Raw genomic sequence first — 19047 nt, forward strand, 5'->3', positions numbered from 1 at the left:
TAATTTGCGTCCCATTATGGATATCAGTATCAACAAATACATCAGTGAGACAGGCTTCTGCAGCCGGCGGGAGGCAGATAAATATATAGAGCAGGGCCGTGTTACCATCAATGATAACATCGCTTCCAAAGGTAACCGCGTAAAGGCCGGTGATGTAGTGGAAGTAGACGGAGAGCCGCTGAAGAAGAAAAAGACGACCGTATACATCGCGCTCAATAAGCCCAAAGGCATCACCTGCACCACAGACCTGAAGGATAAAACCAATATCATCGATTTCATGAACTTTCCTTCCCGGATATTCCCGATCGGCCGGCTGGACAAGCTCTCCGAAGGATTGATCTTCCTGACGAATGATGGTGATATCGTGAATAAAATCCTTCGTGCCGGTAATCAGCATGAAAAAGAATATATCGTGTCCGTCGATAAACCCGTTACCATGGAGTTTATCAAAGCCATGCGCAGCGGTGTGAAGATACTGGGCACCGTTACACAGAAATGTTTCGTGCAGCAGGAGGGGACAGACAGGTTCCGTATTATCCTTACCCAGGGCCTCAACCGGCAGATCCGCCGTATGTGTGAAGTGCTCGGCTACAAGGTAGTGACCCTCAAACGGACACGCATCATGAATATGACGTTAAAAGATCTGGCCCCCGGCAAGTGGCGTTATTTCACCAGGGAAGAGATCACCAGTATCAATGCCATGGTGGCTTCCAGCAGCAAAACAGCCCCCGGTGATAACAGCGGCGGAATGGATGAATAGCGTATAGTCTATCACGTTAGTTGAAATTTTTTTTTGCTGAAAATTTGGAAGTGAAAAATTAATTCCTATTTTTGCACCCGCTTTACAGCAAAAGATTCCGTAGCTCAGTTGGTAGAGCAATACACTTTTAATGTATGGGCCCTGGGTTCGAGTCCCAGCGGGATCACAGACAAGAATATCAAAGGAAATTAAAGCCGTTTAAATCACAGGATTTATGCGGCTTTTCTGTTTTTGGTATGAAAAGAGAAACCATATCAAACGAATCTGAAAGGATACAAAATAGGATACACAAAAAAATCTAAGTTTGCTGTATCCTTTTTTCTGGGAAATGCTTACCAGCAAAAGGGTTTAGGACTTACAAACCGAGACAAAAAATCGGTAACCTAAAACTTATTTGACTATGAAAGTAAGAAGCCATCAAAAGCGTGTATACTTTGGGAAATGCGTACTTTCGACATAAAAAATTCCGCTTTTGATTATCCTTTGCCCCCTGTAACTATTAACTTTGCGGCCATTTCCATATACGGAACGGCCCAGTTGTTTGTGCCAGTTTCAAAACATCGTTTTTTATTTATGAGACCAGGCTATATTCCAGTGCTTTTAACATTAACTGTCGCCACAAATGTCTTCGGACAAGATAGTGCCAGGCCAAAGAGAATCACAGATACAACCAGCCAGCTGAAAGATATTATCGTTACTGCCAGTCGTGTAGCCGAGAGTGTTAATGAGGTGCCTTCCTCCGTTACGCTGATATCAAGAAAAGAGGTGGAAAAACAGGCACAGATCAACAACAATCTGCCGTATATCCTGATGCAGAAAATACCGGGAATTTCACCCAGTGAAGAAGGACAGAATAATTTCATCGGGAAATTGAGAGGCAGGAACTTCCTGGTATTAATTGATGGTATCCCACAATCCACCCCATTGAGAAACGGTGGACGTGATCTTAAAACGATTGATGTTAGTGCGATTGACCATATTGAAGTGATCAATGGTGCCTCTTCTATGTATGGCAATGGTGGTGCCGGTGGTATCATCAACTATATTACCATAAAGCCTGAAAGAACTGTTCCATTCAGTTCTTCTACTTATTTCAATAATAGCCTGAATCTTATTAAAGCCGATGAAACTTACGGATACAACCTTTCACAGGTATTCAAAGGGGGTATAGGAAAATTTGACTACGTGGTACAGGGAAAGATGGCACATTCCGGGGTGGTAAGATCTTCCGATGGTGTCGTGATCAGTCCTTTTTATGGATTGGGAGAAACGAAAACATACAATGCCCTTGTAAAACTTGGATATGATTTCTCAGCCAATCATCGTATTGAGTTGATGGGTAACTATTTCAACAGTATCCAGGACAGTAAATACATCGGAACCAAAGGCAACTTTGGTGTTTCTCCAGCCATTGGTGTTCGGGGAGATACCAACATTCTGGGTGGTACCCCCTATAATAAAACCTTGAATGTAAAGTACACGGGTACCTTCGGTAAAACAGAAGCCAATGTAGCCGCGTACTACAATGACATCAATTCAGTATTTGAAGCCTATAATCAAATATACGCTGACCACTGGGGTGGACGTTTTAATTTTTCCACGCCGTTTGTTCTGCCGGGTAATAACCATGTGCAATTGATCTATGGTGTTGACTTTCTCAAAGATCATACTGTACAAAAAGATATGGCAGACAAACTGGTTACGCCGGATATGAACATGAATAGTATTGCTCCTTACCTGCAATCCAAGTTCATACTGGCTAAAGACTGGATATTCAAAGCCGGCGCACGTTACGAGAACCTGTTATTTAAGGTCAGTGACTTTACCAAAGGAACGCTGTTTGTGCCAGGTGCCACCAATACTTATAATGCACTGGTCTTCAATACTGGCCTGAGATACAATAAATTCTCCTATGCTCAGCCGTTTGCCAGCTTTTCCCAAGGTTTTTCCATCGGAGACATCGGATTGGTGCTGAGAAATGGTGTTTCATTGAATGCCATCGACGTTGCTCCTGTAAAAGTGAATAATTTTGAACTGGGCGTAAATGGGAATATTGATCGGTTCCGCTATGAAGTAACCGGCTATTATAGCACCAGTAAAAAGGGGGCCACCTTCAAAGAGATCACCCCGGGCAATTTTTCCCTGAACCAATTACCACAACGGATATACGGCGTTGAGGCAGTGTTGGGATACAAAGCGACCGACTGGCTAAGTTTGGGCGGCATACTGGGCTATATGGATGGAAAAGAAGACACCAGGAACGATGGTTCTTTCGACGGAAAAGTGGATAACTCAACTATTTCGCCTATAAAAATTGGAGGAAATGTGAATTTTAAATTCACCCGCCAATGGGACTTCTCCGTTCAAATGACTAAAATCGGAGGCCGTGATGTATTTCCAAAAGAGATATGGAATTATGGAAAATACCCAATAACCGGTTATACGCTATTTGATATGTATACTTCTTATAAACTAAAGCATGTAACATTTACTTTTGCTATTAACAACCTCTTTAATGCCAATTATTATCCCACTCATTCAGAAGTGCGAGGTGCTACAACAGAAGGACGTTATTATGTAAAAGGTACAGGAATGCAAGCAAACCTGGGTATTGTGATTAATTTATAATAGTCCATACATATTTTCAAATAAAATAATATATATGGCCATTTAGCTATTGATCCTTTCGCCGTTACTGTACTTTACCGTTATTATCGAATATAATGTCCTTCCCTTTTATTTCCACTTCGTAATTAGTGGCGCCACTGGCATGTTGAATACGAGCGGTTTCTTTGATCTTTGCATCTTTATAATGATTGGCGATATATGCTGACGCAGCTTTGGGCAGTTCGGACGCCGGGATAGGTGTTTCCGTTTCCATCCAGTTGCCTTTCACATCAAATACAGCAGAAACGTGCTGATTGTTTTCTCTAAAACCGGCTTCATAGTTATGTTTCTCCATTTCCCATTTTACGCTGGTGGCGTTGGGGAACTTTTGGGCTAATGCGGTTTTAACCACGGTAGGCACCTGGGCCTCACTGATTTTTTGTGCAAATGAGGAGGCACTGACGAGCAGGCATCCCAACAGAAAATACATTTTCATGATGATTGAATTTATTCTAAAGGTAAGCGCCAATTCTGTTTTACTTCTGTAGAAGACAAAGGTTTTAGCCGAATTCAGGAAAAATTCGAAATTGGAACCTACTTTTGTTGCATGAAGGTATTAATCATCGAGGATGAACTACAGCTGGCGCAGAGCGTTATCGGGTATTTATCCGGTGAGAGTTATGTATGTGAACATGCCGCTACCTATCAGCAGGCATTGGAGAAACTGAGCGTATACGAATATCAGTGCATATTGCTCGACCTCATGCTGCCAGATGGCAATGGGCTTCAGCTGTTGGAGGAAATCAAAAAAAAGCAACAACAGGAAGGCGTCATCATTATCTCCGCTAAAGATTCCTACGACGATAAAATAAAGGGGCTCCAAATTGGTGCAGACGACTACCTGGCCAAGCCCTTCCATCTGCCAGAACTGGCGGCCAGGGTGTATTCTGTGATCAGACGACGTTCGTTTCAAAATAACAACATTGTTCAGCAGGAAGAACTTCAAATAGACCTTCTTGCGAAGACAGTATATATTCATGATAAACCGGTACTTCTTACCCGGAAAGAATTTGACCTCCTCATCTATTTCCTGGGCAATAAAAACAGGGTTATTTCCAAAAATGCACTGGCAGAGCACCTTTCAGGTGACATTGCGGATATGCTTGATAACCATAGCTTTGTATACGCGCACATCAAAAATCTTAAAAGAAAGCTCCATGAAGCTGGTTGTGGCAATTATCTCAGAACTGTTTATGCCACGGGATATAAATGGGAAGTATGAGCAAACTATTAAACAAATCGCTGAAAATATTTATCCTGTATGCTGGTATTGTACTAGCAGGGAGCATTCCAGCCTATTACCTGATAGTAGACCTGATATGGGAACATGAGCTGAAGGAACATAACCTCATTGTAAGTGAAACTATTAAGCAAAATCTTCAGTCGTTGTCACTCTCTGACGAGGAATTAGCAGCAAGCATCGTTCTCTGGAATAAATTACGCCCCGAAACGCAGTTGCAGCCTGTGGCTTCGCTTTTACCAGATTCTACCTATAATATATACAGGAAAAATAAATACATTCCCGCAAAGGGAAAAGATCGTTTCCAAGGGCTGGTTACCTATTTCTCTATCCGCAATAAGCCATTCCGGCTCACACTGGAAACCAATATGGAAGAAAGTCATGAAACCATGATGGCCATTGCTGCAGTAACAGTCATGTTCTTTCTCATCTTGCTGGGGGGCTTCATCTTCATCAACCGGCGCATTGCAGAACGACTGTGGCGCCCCTTCTATAACAGTTTAGGAAAAATTCAGTCATTTAACCTGCATAAACCGAAGGAAATCCACTTTGATCATACCGGTATAGAAGAGTTTGAAACGCTCAATCATCATCTCCATAAACTGATCACAGGCAATATTGCCAGCTATCAACAACAAAAGGAGTTTACCCAGCTTGCCTCTCATGAATTGCAAACACCTTTGTCTGTAATCAAATTCAAGCTGGACCTGTTGCACCAAAGTAAACCTATGACGGAAGAACAATCAGACATCATTGATCAGGCGCATCAGGCTTTGGCGAAGGTAACCAGGGTGAACAAAAATCTGTTGTTACTCGCGAAAATTGAAAATAGCCAGTTCCCAGAGAAAGAATTAATTGATCTACCCGCGCTGATCATAGATTACATGCCGTTTCTGCAAGACTTTCTCGATGATAAGCAGCTACAGCTTAACATTACCGGGTCCATACAACTTTCTGTCAATAAAACTCTGCTGGAAATATTACTCGCCAATCTGTTTATGAATGCCATCCGCTATAGTGAGCCCGGAGGCACTATTCTGGTTTCCCTGGATGAGCACCGTCTCGAGATGGCCAATACAGGTGACAAAGCGCTGGATGCCCATCACCTGTTCCGGCGATTTGGATTGTCGGCTCCTCATGCCGCTGGTACCGGACTGGGACTAGCAATTGTCCACGAAGTATGTCAACTTTATGGCTGGCGGGAATGCTATCACTTCGAAAATGGATTTCATTTTTTTAGTATTCAATGGCCCTGATTCCAAATTTCTTCTAAATCGTCGTTCAATTTTGCATATATCATAAAAACTGAACGGATGAAACGATTTATTGGCGGGATACTATTAGTCTTTGCAGCCCTGTGTAGTCAGGCCCAGAAAAGCACCATCACCTTGTCGGGACTTGTAAAAGACACCATCGGCCAGGCTGCATTGGCGTTTGTAAATGTGACGCTTCATAAGGCGTCCGACAGTACGTTTATAACCGGTACCATTACTGGTGAGGAAGGCCGCTTTAGTATAGCAGGTATTGAAGCTGGCAACTATCTTCTTAAATTTTCCTATCTCGGATATCACACCAAATGGCAACCATTACTGATAGGGCAATTGAGCAATTTTTTATCTGTGGGCCATGTATCTTTGCAGCGTTCACAGGTAAGCATAAGCGAAGTTGTTGTCACAGGTAAGGTAGATGAGGTAGGTGAGAAAATGGACAAAAAAACATTCTCACCGGCTGCCAACATCAGCCAGGCTGGAGGATCAGCCTTGGACGTCATGAAAAATCTGCCGGGTATTACCGCCGGCCAGGATGGGAAGGTGCTACTACGGGGCAATGATAAGGTGATGATACTGATAGATGGTAAACAAACTGCGCTTACTGGCATGGGGGGCCAGTCGGGACTTGATAATATTCCGGCTTCCGCTATTGCTAAAATTGAGATCATCAATAACCCCTCGGCAAAATATGATGCCAACGGAAACGCAGGTATTATTAACATCATCTACAAAAAAGAAAAAAAAGAAGGCTTCAATGGCAAAGTGGGCCTCGTCACTGGTTTGGGGGCACTATGGGAAAAGAGAGGTAATTTGCCGGATATCCGGCCACAGTATACAGCCACTCCTAAAATTAACCCCTCCCTATCACTTAACTATCGGAAAAATAAAGTTAATTTCTTTTTTCAGGGAGATAACCTGTACACCAAAACCCTCAATAAAAATGAATTTACCGAAAAATGGTATGATCATGGAGCAGTCGTCATTCAACAGGTGAAGCGTAACAGAACTACCAACATCATTACCGGTAAGACAGGTATAGACTGGCAACCAAATGACAAAAATCTGGTTACTATTTCCGGTTTGTTCAGTAGTGAAAAAATTCTCGACCGGGGTGACCAGCCATTCTTTAACGTTAGTCTCTCCGAAAGGAAGCGCCTGTGGCAGTTTCTGGAGGATGAACTGAAAACTACTGCCACCCTCTCCGCGGGCTGGCAACATCAATTTAAACAGCCAGGACGAGTACTACAGATGAATCTGAACTATACCTTTCATCGGGAAGACGAAAAGTATTTTTTCACCAACATAATGCCTGCCTATACCGGATTAGATTCATTTAAATTACTTTCAGACGAACACGTAGCCGATCTGACGGCGGATTATGTACATCCATTGCGGTATGGTCGCTTCGAAGGAGGGGTGAAATTCCGCCGCCGGTACATTCCCACCAATATGCAATTCAAACCCGGTCTGCATTCCCCACTCGATACTACCGCTGGTGGCTGGGCTAACTATGGAGAAATCATTCCTGCGGTATATGGTATGTTCGTATTCGAAAACAAGAATTTTGAGGTAGAAGCCGGAATGCGGGTAGAATACGTGGACCTGAGATATGAAGTAAATCCGCAGCATAATACCTATAGCAGCAATGGATATCACTATATACAGCCATTCCCTAATATCCGATTGGCCTATCACCTGGATGAACGTAACAAATTAACACTGTTCTATAATCGCCGGGTAGACCGGCCTAACGAAGTAGATATTCGTATCTTCCCTAAATACGACGATGCGGAAATCATTAAGGTAGGTAACCCGGAGCTGCGGCCACAGTTTACCAATACCTTTGAATTGGGGTACAAAACCAACTGGCGAAATGGCTATCTGTATCCAGCCCTGTATCATAAACGAATGGATGCTACTATTTCCCGTATAGGCACCACCGTAGGTAACAGCAATCTGATCTACAATGTATTCCAGAATGCCGGGAAAAGCTACCAGTCCGGCCTGGAAGTGACCCTGTCTCAAAAACTCAATAGCTGGGCGAGCCTGCAATTAAACATGAATGGCTATAAAAACATCATTGAGGGCTTTACCGTACTCAATAAATATCCGGAACCAACCGTCTATACAGCTTCCCGTGAGGAAGCGTTTTCCGGCAACGTAAAGCTCAACAGTATGTTTCAATTACCATCAAAAATAGAATTGCAGCTTACTGCCATTTACCTGGCACCTGATATTGTTCCACAAGGGAAAATGTATTCCCGTTTTTCTATAGATATGGGTGCCAAAAAAACTTTGGGCAGAAACGAATTCTTTGTAAATGCTACGGATGTGGCTAATACCCTGCGTATTAAACGTGATGTAATAGGTAACGGCTTCACTTATACAAGTACGGATTACCTCGAAACACAGGTGTTCAGAGTAGGATATAACTATAAATTTTGAGGTATTATATAAAGGGGGATATTAAAAAGCGGGTATCTCAATGCAATCTTTGAGATACCCGCTGTAAAATTTGATAGGATCCGGGTTAGATTGGCTATGGATGCAATCTGTAGTTCAGTCCAATGTTAACAGTTGTTGGTGCTCCTGGGAATTTACCACCCCAGAAATCATATCGGTGTGTAAAATACTTTTCGTTCAGCATGTTATTAACGGTGGCACTGACACCCCAATGACTCCACTTATAGTTTACAGCCAGGTTTAACAGGTTGTAGGAGGGTACGGCACCATTGTATCCATCCGATGTAGGATCTTCCGTATTAAGAGCATCATTGTATTGCTTACCGGTGAACGTGTTATAAATGTTTGCGCCCAGTGTGCCAACACCTATTGCATGCTCATATTGTACACCTGCGGTGAATAGCTGTTTGGGAGCATATGGGAGCAAATTGCCTTTGTTGGGACCATCATTGAAAGTTGCTTTCTGTAACGCGCCTGTTACGTATACCCGTAAGCCTTTTGCCGGAAATAAATTCAGCTCCAGCTCCAATCCACGATGTAGTGCTTTGCCTGCATTGGAAAATTTCCCGCCTTCTTCTACCAGCTTGTGATCGAAATCAAGAACATAGCCACTCATGCTGATATCCATCCAATTAACAGGGGTGGTACGTATACCCACTTCATAGTTAACAGATGTTTCCGCGCCGAGGCTATTTCCGTTGGCCACGGTCCCTGGATCAAGCGCAGCATACAACACAGGTGGATTGTATCCTTTTGAAACAGTGGAATATATTCTAAACCGCTCGATAGGTTTGTACAGCATACCAAATGAGTAGATTAACACATCGGTTTTAGTAGAGAGCTTCTGAGCAGTTAAATAATCATTTTGACCGTAGTTGATAGCTGTATAGCGCAAGCCAGGTGTGAAGCTGAGTTTATCGGAAAAATGAATCTCATCCTGTATATATCCTTCCAGAACGTTTGTTGGAATGGTGACTGAATAGGTGGTTTTTCCAACGTGTTGTAGTGGGGCCGCCCCCAATACCTTTATACTGTTGGTCTGATCTCCCAGGTATTTAAATCCAACGATCAGTGAATTTTTCAAATTAAAGAGTTGGCTTTTGCGGTTATATTCCAACACGGTCCCTCCGGTAAAGATATCTCTCAAATCCCCCAGGATAGATTTTTTGTCTCTTTTGGTATCATACCACCAGTTCCGCTTAAAGTAGTTGGCAAAAACAGACAAAGAGATGGAATTGAGCGAGTCAATGCTCTTTTTATATACAGTAGACGCCGAATAGCGATTGGCATAAAACTGATCGTAGGGGTTTACGCTTTGCCTGTAGTTGTCCTTAAACTGCTGCTCAGATAAGCCGCCTGGGGTTTCGGCATCTTCTGTATAAACATTACCGGAAAAGGTAAACTCATCCTTATTGTCCATTTTAGTACCAAGTCTGAAAGTAACATCGTTGGTCCCGAAAGCAGATCTGGATGATCTGAAGCCATCCCCTTGCCTGCGATTATAGTTTATATAGTAATTGAACTTGCCGTTATCGCCAAATGCAGAGGCAGACGCATTTAGATAACGGAAGCTACCTGCTTCAACATTAGCTTCAACATTGGGTTTGCCGTATCCTTTTTTGGTAATCAGGTTAATCACCCCGCCAATAGAGCCAGCTCCGTATAATACGGGCGAAGCACCTTTAATCACTTCGATCCTTTCTATCGATGCAATAGGCAACATGTAATAGGCCCCTAACTGACCATAACTCTGTCCTAATGGGATTTTACCGTCCACCAGTACGACTACATACCCATTCCTGGAAGGGTCCAGCCCACGTAAACCGATTCCTGGTTTAAGTCCCCGTCCGTCTTCATCCTGATAGTTTGCGCCAGGGATAAGTCTTATGGCGTCACCCACCGATTGAATACCCAGGTCTCTTATTTGCTTGCTATTGACAATGTTTACAGTACTCGACAGATTCTTGATTTTGCTGTTCAGGCCGTTCGATGTGACCGTTACATCCTCCAGAGATATGCTCCAAAGGCTATCCCGGTTGTCTTTTCGATCTCCGTTCGGTTGATTTTGTGCGCTTGTGTTTAAAGCAGTAGCCAGCAATGACAATGAGATAATGCTGATGGCCCTCGTTCTTTTCATGATGATATATATGGTATAATATGATGTGTATGCTTATGCAGGGTGCAATATTATATTGGATTAGCTAAGAAGGTTAATCGAATCGGGAAAATTTTGAACTGCAGAATTGAGTATATACGTTACGGCCAGGAAAATATAATATAGTTTGTAGCCATTTATGCTTATTTAACAAGGGGTTTCGTATCTTTGTAGCGTTATAAAGTTCTTTAAAACCTCTACAAAATAAGCTAATCCAGAAGGATACAAAATCGGATACACCAGCAAAAAAATCCTCGAAAAGCAGCGGCAATTAAGCCTTTGATATAGTCCCAGCGGGATCACAAGCAACTTTTAAACCTCGCGCTAGTCGCGGGGTTTTGTTTTTTAGTAGAGCGCTTAGTCGAGTTCCTTTTGTACAGTCCGATTTCTTTCCCGTACTTTATATAGGTTAATCAACATTTACTAAGATAAGCGGTATCACCACTAGGACAAGCTTTCGAAGCTGAAAGCCTGCCCTTTTAGTTCTGTTGGAAGTCGCTCCGGCGAAGTTGTAAAATATTGGTGCAGATTTCAGGATAAATCTGTTATTTGAAGTATGTAGCATGATCTGCTATAAAAACTTCTAAGGTTCGCGGTGGACAACCCAGTATTGTCCTTACACAGTCTGTAACAATTTCAGTTTCTCCATTACGCTGTTCAGCGTCGTAAGCCAGAAACGTTTCGATTAATGCGGCCGGCATGTTCTTTTCTTCCATATCCTGCTTTGCCTGTTCAAAAGAAATAGGACAGTAGATCACTTTTTCATGAACAACATTGCTGATGGCCGTCGCAACATCATAATAGTTTACTGCCTTATCGCTGGTCAGGAGATATATTTTATCAAAGTGAGTTTCGGGTACTGTCAGACATTTAAAAGCCACATCTGAAATATCTCTCCTGTCCACATGTGCTCTTTTTCCATCACCGGTCGCTTCATAGAATTTCCGTTCCTTACGCACAGCATCGGCTATTTCACCTAACCAATTCTGCATAATTCCATTGGGACGTAGGATCGTATAATGGATTCCGGATGCTATTAGATAATTTTCGATCTGTCCGTGGCTACGTGGTATATAAAGCCTGGAGTTGGGGTCAGCGGCGCCTGATGAAAGCTTCACAATATGCTTAATCCCCATTTCCTTTGCCACATCAATTACATTTTTTTGATCTTCTACAACTGTGGGGCTATTTCCGGATAATAAGAAAACAGCCTTACTGTTTTCCATTGTAGCATGCAAACTTTCCTTATGGGACATATCTGCCTGTACCCATTGTACAAAGGGGAAATCAGTAGTATCATGGCAGTTCCGGGTGACTGCGATTGTTTCAATTTGGGCTTTAGATAACAGGTGGATCAGCAATGAACCGATATTGCCAGATGCACCAAAAACGGTAATTTTATTATTTTCCATTTTGAAAGGTTTTGAATTAGGGCTCAAAACTATCTCAACGGAAAAAAGGAAAATTGAACAAACCCGACATTTTTAAGACAACCATTCCGGAAAATTTAATACTTGTTCATTTGCCTGCTGCGAAAACTGTTTCGGTGTAGTGCCGGTAAACGATTTAAAATCACGGATAAAATGTGCCTGATCCGCATAAGAATGCTGATAGGCTATTTTAGTATAAGATGTAAATTTCCGGCTACGAATATGATCCAGGGCTGCCTGAAAGCGGCAAATACGAAAGTATAACTTTGGAGGGATGCCTATGTCCGTTTTAAACATCCTTTGCAGAGAACGTTCTGTAATGTTAAGTTCTGTCTGAATTCTATGTAAGCCATCGTCATTGTTTATATTCAAATTTGCTACTGCATATGAAGCGTATGCATTTTCACGATGCTTGTTTTTGGTAATCAACTGTGAGATGAAATCGGAGATAATAGTAATTCTTTTATTTAAACATCTCTCTTCCAGCAACTGCGCTGTTAAGCTATTTTTTACAATATCATCTAAATGAAAATAACTATCGGTTAACTCATTAGCATCAATTCCGAAAATTGATTTAATGGCATTGGTCTGAAAACATACGATCAGGTTGCAATAGCCATCGCTGACTGTTTTTTGCGAATTAGAACTTGTCAGACCATGCAGATAAAGTGGTGGTAACTTTTCATTATTAATACCTATAAAACAGGAGGTTTCCTGAAATACCAGGCCAGGGTTGGCGTCTGCAACTATCTTATATGTTTTTATTTGATCACAACGGCCGTTACTTTCCAGTAAACCGAAATATCGTATGTATGGTCGTAACTTCGTAGCTGGTTGTATTTGTGTATATTTCATCCTCTAGCATTTGGCGTAATCAACTGAAATGCCGGCAAATAATTTCGGATGTAAACTAATTGCAATTTTAGCTTACTCCGCTGTTAGGTATGTATTGTATTTGATTGTGTTAACTTAGAAAGGGGGCACTGCTTATCTTTGCGGTAATTCCTCTTTAAGCTACATTAATGAAAAAATATGTATGTGATCTTTGCAAAAATATAAACTGATTGTAAATATCATTTTAACTTTTTAGTATAATTAGCAGATTTTGGCAATTTACGTAAATCGTACCGACCGGTATAGCTGGTTGGACAACTTTCCGGTGCGTGGCAGAAAAGACTATCCATTGCTGTTTGACAAAGCGCTGCAACCCAGGAAAGCGTTTTGGGCGGTGGTTACATTTTAACAATACGCCCCGGTGAGAGAAGTAGGGATACTATGGGGATGATGGCCACACTTTCATGTTCTTATTATAGTTTTTTATATGTAACTTTAGAACGAATAAGAGCAAAACGAGAGACAATTACCATCCTATGCCTACGAAAATATTTCTGCGAAAGCTGCTGTTCATTACATGGACCGTCGTCACCTGCATTTCCTGCAAATCTACTACCGAGCTGGTTTATATCAACGTACTGAAACCGGCGCCTGTGACCATACCGGCCTATGTTAAAAGTCCCGGTGTAGTGAACAGGACCACCATTAACGCGCAAAACAAGGCGGTGGACGTCGTTGACAAGATATTTAGCCTGGAAGGGGCGCAGCTGGACAAAGAGGGGGCTAAAAGCAGCGTGAGCGGCCTTGCCGATGAACTGCGGAAGAACAACCGCTTCGGCGATGTAAAAGAACTGGGCGAGCTGGATTTGACCACCAACGCTCCGGGACTTTTCTCTGCGCCGCTTTCCTGGGAAACGGTAGACAAAATATGCCGGGAATATCATGTGGACGCCCTTTTTTCATTGGAGCTTTTTGACACCGATTCGAAAATCAGCTATGCCGCTACGCCGGTTTCCCTGAAAACACCGCTGGGGAATGTGCCCGGTATAGAGCATCGGGCCAGCATGCTTACCACCGTAAAAACGGGTTGGCGGATCTATGATCCCGCCAGCAGGAGTATCCTGGATGAATTTCCACTCGCCAGAGACCTTACTTTCTCCGGCAGGGGTATCAACCCGGTCGCCGCCGCCGGCGCATTGATCAACCGCAAAGAGGCGGTAAAGGAAGTGGGCGCGCAGGCAGGGCAATATTATGGCATGCGGATGATTCCCTATCGCACAAGGGTGACCCGAGATTACTATGTGAAAGGCACCGACAACTTCAGGACGGCGCGGCGTAAAGCACAAACGGGCAACTGGGACGGCGCCGCAGCGCTATGGAAAAAAGAGACCACGAACCCCAGTCGCACCGTAGCCGGGAGGGCCTGTTATAATATGGCCATCATCTGTGAGATCAATGGGGAGCTGGACCTCGCCATTAAATGGTCACAGAAAGCATACGAGGAATATAATAACCGTCTTGCGCTGAATTATATCCGGCTACTGAAAAACAGACAGGCCGGCAACGAACTGCTGAAACAGCAGGAGACGGAATAATCCTACAATGCGGCTGCCGCTCAAAACGGCAGCCGCAGAATAAGCCGGACATATTATTGCTCCAGCCGGTAACCAAAATCGTATTTGCAGGTGAAATTGCTGGCATTGGCTTCCAGGGTGGCCGTGCCGGAACTGATCAGCGGCAGGGAAAAAGAGTAGAGATTGCCGCCATCACGGGCGATATACAGTTTACCGTCGCCGGACGTAGTATTCAGATTGCCTGTTTGCGCACCGGGAATACCGGAGGCAGGGAAGGAATAAGACCCGGCGTTGGTCATAGTAGCGCCGGAAATATTATACAATGATACCACCATCCCGCTTGATGCATAGACGGTAGACTCGCTGGTAAATGCCAGCTGATAGCCCGCGCCGTTATCTACGAAGGTGATAGAGCCGGACTTATAACCGTTGGAAGAAGGGTTGCTGAATAGTCTCCCGACACGCGTAGCAACTCCGGTCGTGCTGATGTGGTAAAGGTCTATCGGGCCGTTTACAAAAGGAGATTTTACGATAGCATATACTTCATGCGTGGTGGGATGCAGCTCAATTTCTTCTATCGAATAGACAAATGGTGCGCCTGAAAGCGTCATCGGATGATCGGTCCCATTATATACGAGACGGAAAACACCGTCAAGGTCTGTATATACAAAAGCTTCATGATTCAATGATGAACCGTAGGTTTTAGTGGCCGCGGTGGTTATTCCCCCGGTATATCTGATGACGGGGCCTTTCATCAGTCCGGGCTGGTTTCCCCACAGCTCGAAGGTAGCCAGTTCCACTGCCTGTGCTGCGAAGAGGTTCGTGCTCCATGATCTGATATTGCCGGAAGGGATAGGGCCTTTTGCTGATATGGTACCTGACAGCTGGCTGTTTTGGGGGATGGAACCGTTCATATCTTTTTTACAAGACACGATGCTGGTTACGGTTAGGGTGGCCCCCAGCAATAATGATAAGCGCTTTTTGTTGTCCATAATTGTGATGGTTTATTTGAGATCTATCACAAAAGTAGACTTGCACGGACAACGCAAAATCCCTTAATATAGCGATTTATGTTATTTGAGCTGGCGTTTGTAATACCAGGCAATGGCTTCACCCAATGATGAAATGTGCAGCTTCTCATAGATGCGCTTCGTATGGGTATTGATCGTGGTATAGCTTACGCAAAGCCGGTCTGCCACCAGTTTGTAACTAAGGCCTTCTGCCAGCAAAGCCAGTACTTCATGCTCTCTCGGACTTAATGGTGAGGTGGCCGGCCCTGGCCTGAAATAGTCGAGCACCTTCTGTGCGATAGCCGGGTTCATGACAGCACCGCCTTCATAAACCTCCACAATAGCTTCCAGTATGCGTTGTGGTTTGTCCCGTTTCAAAATATATCCGCTGGCGCCATAGGTGATGCTGGTAAATATTTTATTACTATCGTCAAAGGCGGTTTGCATCAGTACTTTGATGGCAGGGAACTTTGTTTTGATCAGCTTTAATCCTTCCAGCCCATCTACTCCGGGCATCGTCACGTCCATTAATACCACGTCGGGATAGTATGTTTCCATGTCTGCGAGCGCCAGACTGCAATCGGCAGCCCCTCCAACATACTGTAACCCCTCCTGGAGACTGATCAAAGCTTTCAGGCTGTCTCTTCTGTCCTGATGGTCGTCGTACACAAAAATGCGGATGGACATAGTTTGAAATTTAAAGATGAACAGTTGTTAGCCGTTGTCACTACATATAGGGACAGGCATATGAACGATAATGGTTGTTCCTTTGAGCGGGGCTGTTTGTACGGTCAATATACCACCTGTCTCCGTTGCTCTTTTTTTCATATTGGTCATGCCATTCCCTTGTGTTCTTAGCCCCGAATACCCGATACCATTATCGACAATCTGCAATACCAACTGATCATTGGCCACATGCAGATCTATGGCGATAAATGTTGCTTTGCTATGCTTTACGGCGTTATTAATGGCTTCTTTCGCAATGAGGATGATATTCTTTCTGATGGTCATGTCATGCAGACGCAGATCAACATCCCTGTCTATTCGTACCTGGTATTGAATATCGGTGGCGCCGAGAATATCATATACAAAATTGCTTATCCTGCTGCCAACGCTCATCAGCTCCTGGTCGCTGGACTTCATGCTCCATATGATATCACCGATCTTGTCGGCAATGTCTCTCGATTGACGCTCTATCTTGTCCAGCACCTGACGGGCCTCTGATATACTTTTGTGCAACAGTTGACTGGCCACGCTGCTATTGATCTGAAGGCTGCTCAGTAATGCGCCTATGTCGTCATGAAGGTCTGCCGTGATCCTGTTGCGTTGCTGCTCCAATGCCAGTTGCTGCCGGAAGGCGATTTTCTGTTTGTTCAGTTTGCTGTGAATAAACAGCCCGGCAATAAACGCAGTGACAAAAATAGCTATTATAACGCCGAACCATAATTCACGATAGAAGGGGAGCAGGATAGTCAGTGAGATCCTTTTCTGTGCCACTTCCTTTGCATGGTACTTATCATAGACGCCCAGCTCTATCGTGTAATTACCTGGTGCCAGGTTGTTGAACGTGATCGTGGTATTACCGGGCAGATGCTGCCATTTATTGTCTGCTCCCACAAGCCTGTACACGAGCTCCCGCGACCGACCGGCGCCCAGGTCTTTTACTATACTTTTGATGGTGATGATGTTTTGGGAAGGAGACAGGTGTAGCCTGGTGATCTGATTGGCATTGGTATCCGGCAGCCATGTTTTATTGTTGATCAGTATTTCATCCACATAGACTTCAGGCTGGTAGTACTGCACATTTTTTAACGGTGGCCGTATTTGATTGAAACCATTCATGCCACCAAAATACAAGGTGCCGTCCGGGGCTTTATAGAAGGCACGATTATTAAAATCCCAATCCTGTATCCCATCACTTTTATCATAGTTGATGATCTGAAAAGTCCGGGCGTCGATACTGCTCAGCCCCCGTTGATGGCTGCACCACACATTGCCGCTGTCATCCAGCAGTAGGCCATAGATATAGGTTCCCGCCAGGCCATTGTTTGCATCCATTCGTCGAAGCAGCCGAAAGTGCTCGTCCAGCTGGTAAATACCCTTGTTGGTGCCCGCCCAGAAACAATGGCGCGCCGTATCTTCCTGCAGATAAAAGGACTGTATCCCCGGCAGTATTTTTTTTATGAATTGTATCTCATCCGTGCCGGTAAATTCAACCAGCCACATATCGTTGTTGACATAACTGATAGCACATCTTGCATGGCTTAGCGGGTTAATGACAAATGAATTATGGTAAGGCTGTTGGCCTGCACGTATCAACTTGTTATTGTCTTTCAGCCAGAAAAGCCCGCCAGATGAGGAGAACAATATCCTGCCATCATTCAGCGGATATAGACACTGGCTGACGCCCGTGTTCAGGGATGCAGGAATCTGGTATTTTAGTGATAGCTTCTTATTGATATCACAAAAAAAGATCTTCAGGAGATGATTTTCCGGTATCAGCTGATAAAACCAGATACCTTTCCGGTAAGTGTCTGTCGCCATTCCATAGGTCTTGTTTGCAAGCGGTTGCTGAAAGTCAATGCTTTCAAGCTTATTAGTGCTGTGGTTTAGCAGAGAAGCGCCGGACACGATTATATCTCCGTTAGGGAATGCGGCAAATGCACCCACGGAAAGCGCTGTGTCGGCAGTTTCAGTCAGATGCTGCCTTTGTGCATGGCTCGACAGGCCCGGTAATAGCCTGGACGAAAAATCATAGATGACCTGTCCAAAACCATCATCGCACATCCACAGTCGCTGAGCCTTATCAAAACCAAACTTATATTGTCTGAAAACCCTGCCAGGGGTGTAGTTTATCAGTAGATGACTGGTGTATTTTCTGTCTGCAAACAAAATGCCCCTGCTGTTTTTTAACACCGTCATATATTGGTTACGGCAAATAGCAGACACCGTTCCAAGGTCTACACCATCGATCTGCGTAACGTGCTGCGTCTGCGCGGTAGCAGCATTACAATCCCAAAAACCATTCTCCGTTCCTATCAGTACATGGTCAGATTGGTTATCATAAAACGTGCACAAAAAGGACTGTTTTGTTTTATTGAAACCGGGAAGGGGAATTTCGCTGATGGCTTTTGTTCGGGGAGAAAAGGTATACAGCGTATTTTGGCCGGAGACCCATATGACACCACCCTTATCGAAAAAAGGCCAGCGTTCATAGAAGCCGCTCCCCGTGAGACTATAGATGTGTACGGAGGGTAGTTCGGGCAACGGAATCCGTACAATGGCAGCGACCTTGCCTGTGGCGACGTGATAAGCAGCTATCTCATACTTTTTGTTGAAGCACCACACCATTCCGTCCTTATAAGCAAAGGGCATCGCCAAAGCATCTCCATTGTCAGGAAAGATCTTTTGAAGTGTGAACTTATCGGTGGTGCGGTGATAGATATAAAGTCCCTGTATGCTGCCGATGTAAATATTACTTTCGTCATCTTCCGTAAAACCATATCCTTGTTGTAAATTAGGGCAGTCCCTGAAGTACTTGTCCAGGTTATAGACCTTTATCATATTGCCGTCGTACCTGTTGACGGCATCATTACAGGTGATCCACATGTAGCCCCGGCTGTCTTCGTACCTGAAATAGTTT

Annotated in this window: 14 protein-coding genes and 1 tRNA gene; 8 read left to right on the top strand and 7 right to left on the bottom strand. The window is 44.0% G+C overall.

The annotated features are described in order from the left end of the window. Positions 1-16: 16 nt before the first annotated feature. The 3 genes from rluF (at position 17) to ICL55_RS04560 (ending at position 3388) form a co-directional block, all read left to right on the top strand. Positions 17-760, top strand: a complete 744-nt coding sequence (gene rluF, locus ICL55_RS04550; RefSeq protein ID WP_188094850.1) for a 23S rRNA pseudouridine(2604) synthase RluF — start codon at positions 17-19, stop codon at positions 758-760. Positions 761-853: 93 nt separating this feature from the next. Next, positions 854-926 (top strand) — tRNA-Lys (locus tag ICL55_RS04555). Positions 927-1201: 275 nt separating this feature from the next. Next, positions 1202-3388 carry a TonB-dependent receptor gene (locus tag ICL55_RS04560; RefSeq protein ID WP_188094851.1) on the top strand — a complete coding sequence of 729 codons (2187 nt, stop codon included), beginning with the start codon at positions 1202-1204 and terminating at the stop codon, positions 3386-3388. A 64-nt stretch (positions 3389-3452) separates the two neighbouring features. Here the strand turns inward: ICL55_RS04560 and ICL55_RS04565 are convergent, their stop codons facing one another. Beyond that, a complete protein-coding gene (locus ICL55_RS04565; protein ID WP_188094852.1) occupies positions 3453-3863 on the bottom strand; it encodes a PepSY-like domain-containing protein in 411 nt (136 codons plus the stop codon). Between the two features lie 111 nt (positions 3864-3974). Between ICL55_RS04565 and ICL55_RS04570 the strand changes: the two genes are divergently transcribed. The 3 genes from ICL55_RS04570 to ICL55_RS04580 are packed head-to-tail and all read left to right on the top strand — an operon-like array spanning position 3975 to position 8383. After that, positions 3975-4649: a response regulator transcription factor gene (locus ICL55_RS04570; RefSeq protein ID WP_188094853.1), complete on the top strand. Its 675-nt coding sequence runs from the start codon at positions 3975-3977 to the stop codon at positions 4647-4649. After that, complete coding sequence (locus ICL55_RS04575) at positions 4646-5923, top strand: sensor histidine kinase (RefSeq protein WP_188094854.1); 1278 nt, start codon at positions 4646-4648, stop codon at positions 5921-5923. The genes ICL55_RS04570 and ICL55_RS04575 overlap by 4 nt, the downstream gene beginning before the upstream one ends. Positions 5924-5980: 57 nt before the next feature. Beyond that, positions 5981-8383: a TonB-dependent receptor gene (locus ICL55_RS04580; protein WP_188094855.1), complete on the top strand. Its 2403-nt coding sequence runs from the start codon at positions 5981-5983 to the stop codon at positions 8381-8383. Positions 8384-8477: 94 nt separating this feature from the next. Here ICL55_RS04580 and ICL55_RS04585 read toward each other — a convergent pair whose 3' ends face one another. The 3 genes from ICL55_RS04585 to ICL55_RS04595 form a co-directional block, all read right to left on the bottom strand. Further along, the gene (locus tag ICL55_RS04585; protein ID WP_188094856.1) at positions 8478-10538 is read right to left on the bottom strand and encodes a TonB-dependent receptor family protein; all 2061 of its coding nucleotides are present in this window, start codon (positions 10536-10538) and stop codon (positions 8478-8480) included. A gap of 563 nt (positions 10539-11101) precedes the next feature. Beyond that, positions 11102-11968 (bottom strand): NmrA family NAD(P)-binding protein, encoded by an 867-nt coding sequence (locus ICL55_RS04590; protein ID WP_188094857.1) that lies wholly within the window; start codon positions 11966-11968, stop codon positions 11102-11104. A 72-nt stretch (positions 11969-12040) separates the two neighbouring features. Further along, entirely contained in the window at positions 12041-12841 is an 801-nt protein-coding gene (locus tag ICL55_RS04595) for a helix-turn-helix domain-containing protein (RefSeq protein ID WP_188094858.1), read from the bottom strand. Between the two features lie 250 nt (positions 12842-13091). Here ICL55_RS04595 and ICL55_RS04600 point away from each other — a divergent pair, with 250 nt between their 5' ends. Both ICL55_RS04600 and ICL55_RS04605 read left to right on the top strand, forming a co-directional pair. Beyond that, the gene (locus tag ICL55_RS04600; RefSeq protein WP_223151306.1) at positions 13092-13229 is read left to right on the top strand and encodes an endo-1,4-beta-xylanase; all 138 of its coding nucleotides are present in this window, start codon (positions 13092-13094) and stop codon (positions 13227-13229) included. Between the two features lie 127 nt (positions 13230-13356). Continuing rightward, positions 13357-14415, top strand: a complete 1059-nt coding sequence (locus tag ICL55_RS04605) for a DUF6340 family protein (protein WP_188094859.1) — start codon at positions 13357-13359, stop codon at positions 14413-14415. Between the two features lie 53 nt (positions 14416-14468). On the opposite strand, the gene ICL55_RS04610 is transcribed toward ICL55_RS04605, so the two are convergent. From ICL55_RS04610 to ICL55_RS04620, 3 genes are all read right to left on the bottom strand, one after another. Then, positions 14469-15386, bottom strand: coding sequence for a hypothetical protein (locus ICL55_RS04610; protein WP_188094860.1), 918 nt, complete (start codon positions 15384-15386; stop codon positions 14469-14471). 81 nt (positions 15387-15467) lie between these two features. Next, positions 15468-16091, bottom strand: a complete 624-nt coding sequence (locus ICL55_RS04615; protein ID WP_188094861.1) for a response regulator — start codon at positions 16089-16091, stop codon at positions 15468-15470. Positions 16092-16118: 27 nt separating this feature from the next. Continuing rightward, positions 16119-19013, bottom strand: a complete 2895-nt coding sequence (locus ICL55_RS04620; RefSeq protein WP_188094862.1) for a sensor histidine kinase — start codon at positions 19011-19013, stop codon at positions 16119-16121. Between the last annotated feature and the right edge of the window lie 34 nt (positions 19014-19047).

It is taken from the genome of Chitinophaga varians, assembly GCF_014529945.1.
Taxonomy (GTDB): domain Bacteria; phylum Bacteroidota; class Bacteroidia; order Chitinophagales; family Chitinophagaceae; genus Chitinophaga; species Chitinophaga varians.

Bases quoted from the DNA above. Each gene is read 5' to 3' on its own strand.
- rluF (WP_188094850.1), top strand. From the start codon at position 17: ATGGATATCAGTATCAACAAATACATCAGTGAGACAGGCTTCTGCAGC.
- ICL55_RS04560 (WP_188094851.1), top strand. From the start codon at position 1,202: ATGCGTACTTTCGACATAAAAAATTCCGCTTTTGATTATCCTTTGCCC.
- ICL55_RS04565 (WP_188094852.1), bottom strand. From the start codon at position 3,863: ATGAAAATGTATTTTCTGTTGGGATGCCTGCTCGTCAGTGCCTCCTCA.
- ICL55_RS04570 (WP_188094853.1), top strand. From the start codon at position 3,975: ATGAAGGTATTAATCATCGAGGATGAACTACAGCTGGCGCAGAGCGTT.
- ICL55_RS04575 (WP_188094854.1), top strand. From the start codon at position 4,646: ATGAGCAAACTATTAAACAAATCGCTGAAAATATTTATCCTGTATGCT.
- ICL55_RS04580 (WP_188094855.1), top strand. From the start codon at position 5,981: ATGAAACGATTTATTGGCGGGATACTATTAGTCTTTGCAGCCCTGTGT.
- ICL55_RS04585 (WP_188094856.1), bottom strand. From the start codon at position 10,538: ATGAAAAGAACGAGGGCCATCAGCATTATCTCATTGTCATTGCTGGCT.
- ICL55_RS04590 (WP_188094857.1), bottom strand. From the start codon at position 11,968: ATGGAAAATAATAAAATTACCGTTTTTGGTGCATCTGGCAATATCGGT.
- ICL55_RS04595 (WP_188094858.1), bottom strand. From the start codon at position 12,841: ATGAAATATACACAAATACAACCAGCTACGAAGTTACGACCATACATA.
- ICL55_RS04605 (WP_188094859.1), top strand. From the start codon at position 13,357: ATGCCTACGAAAATATTTCTGCGAAAGCTGCTGTTCATTACATGGACC.
- ICL55_RS04610 (WP_188094860.1), bottom strand. From the start codon at position 15,386: ATGGACAACAAAAAGCGCTTATCATTATTGCTGGGGGCCACCCTAACC.
- ICL55_RS04615 (WP_188094861.1), bottom strand. From the start codon at position 16,091: ATGTCCATCCGCATTTTTGTGTACGACGACCATCAGGACAGAAGAGAC.
- ICL55_RS04620 (WP_188094862.1), bottom strand. From the start codon at position 19,013: ATGTGGATCACCTGTAATGATGCCGTCAACAGGTACGACGGCAATATG.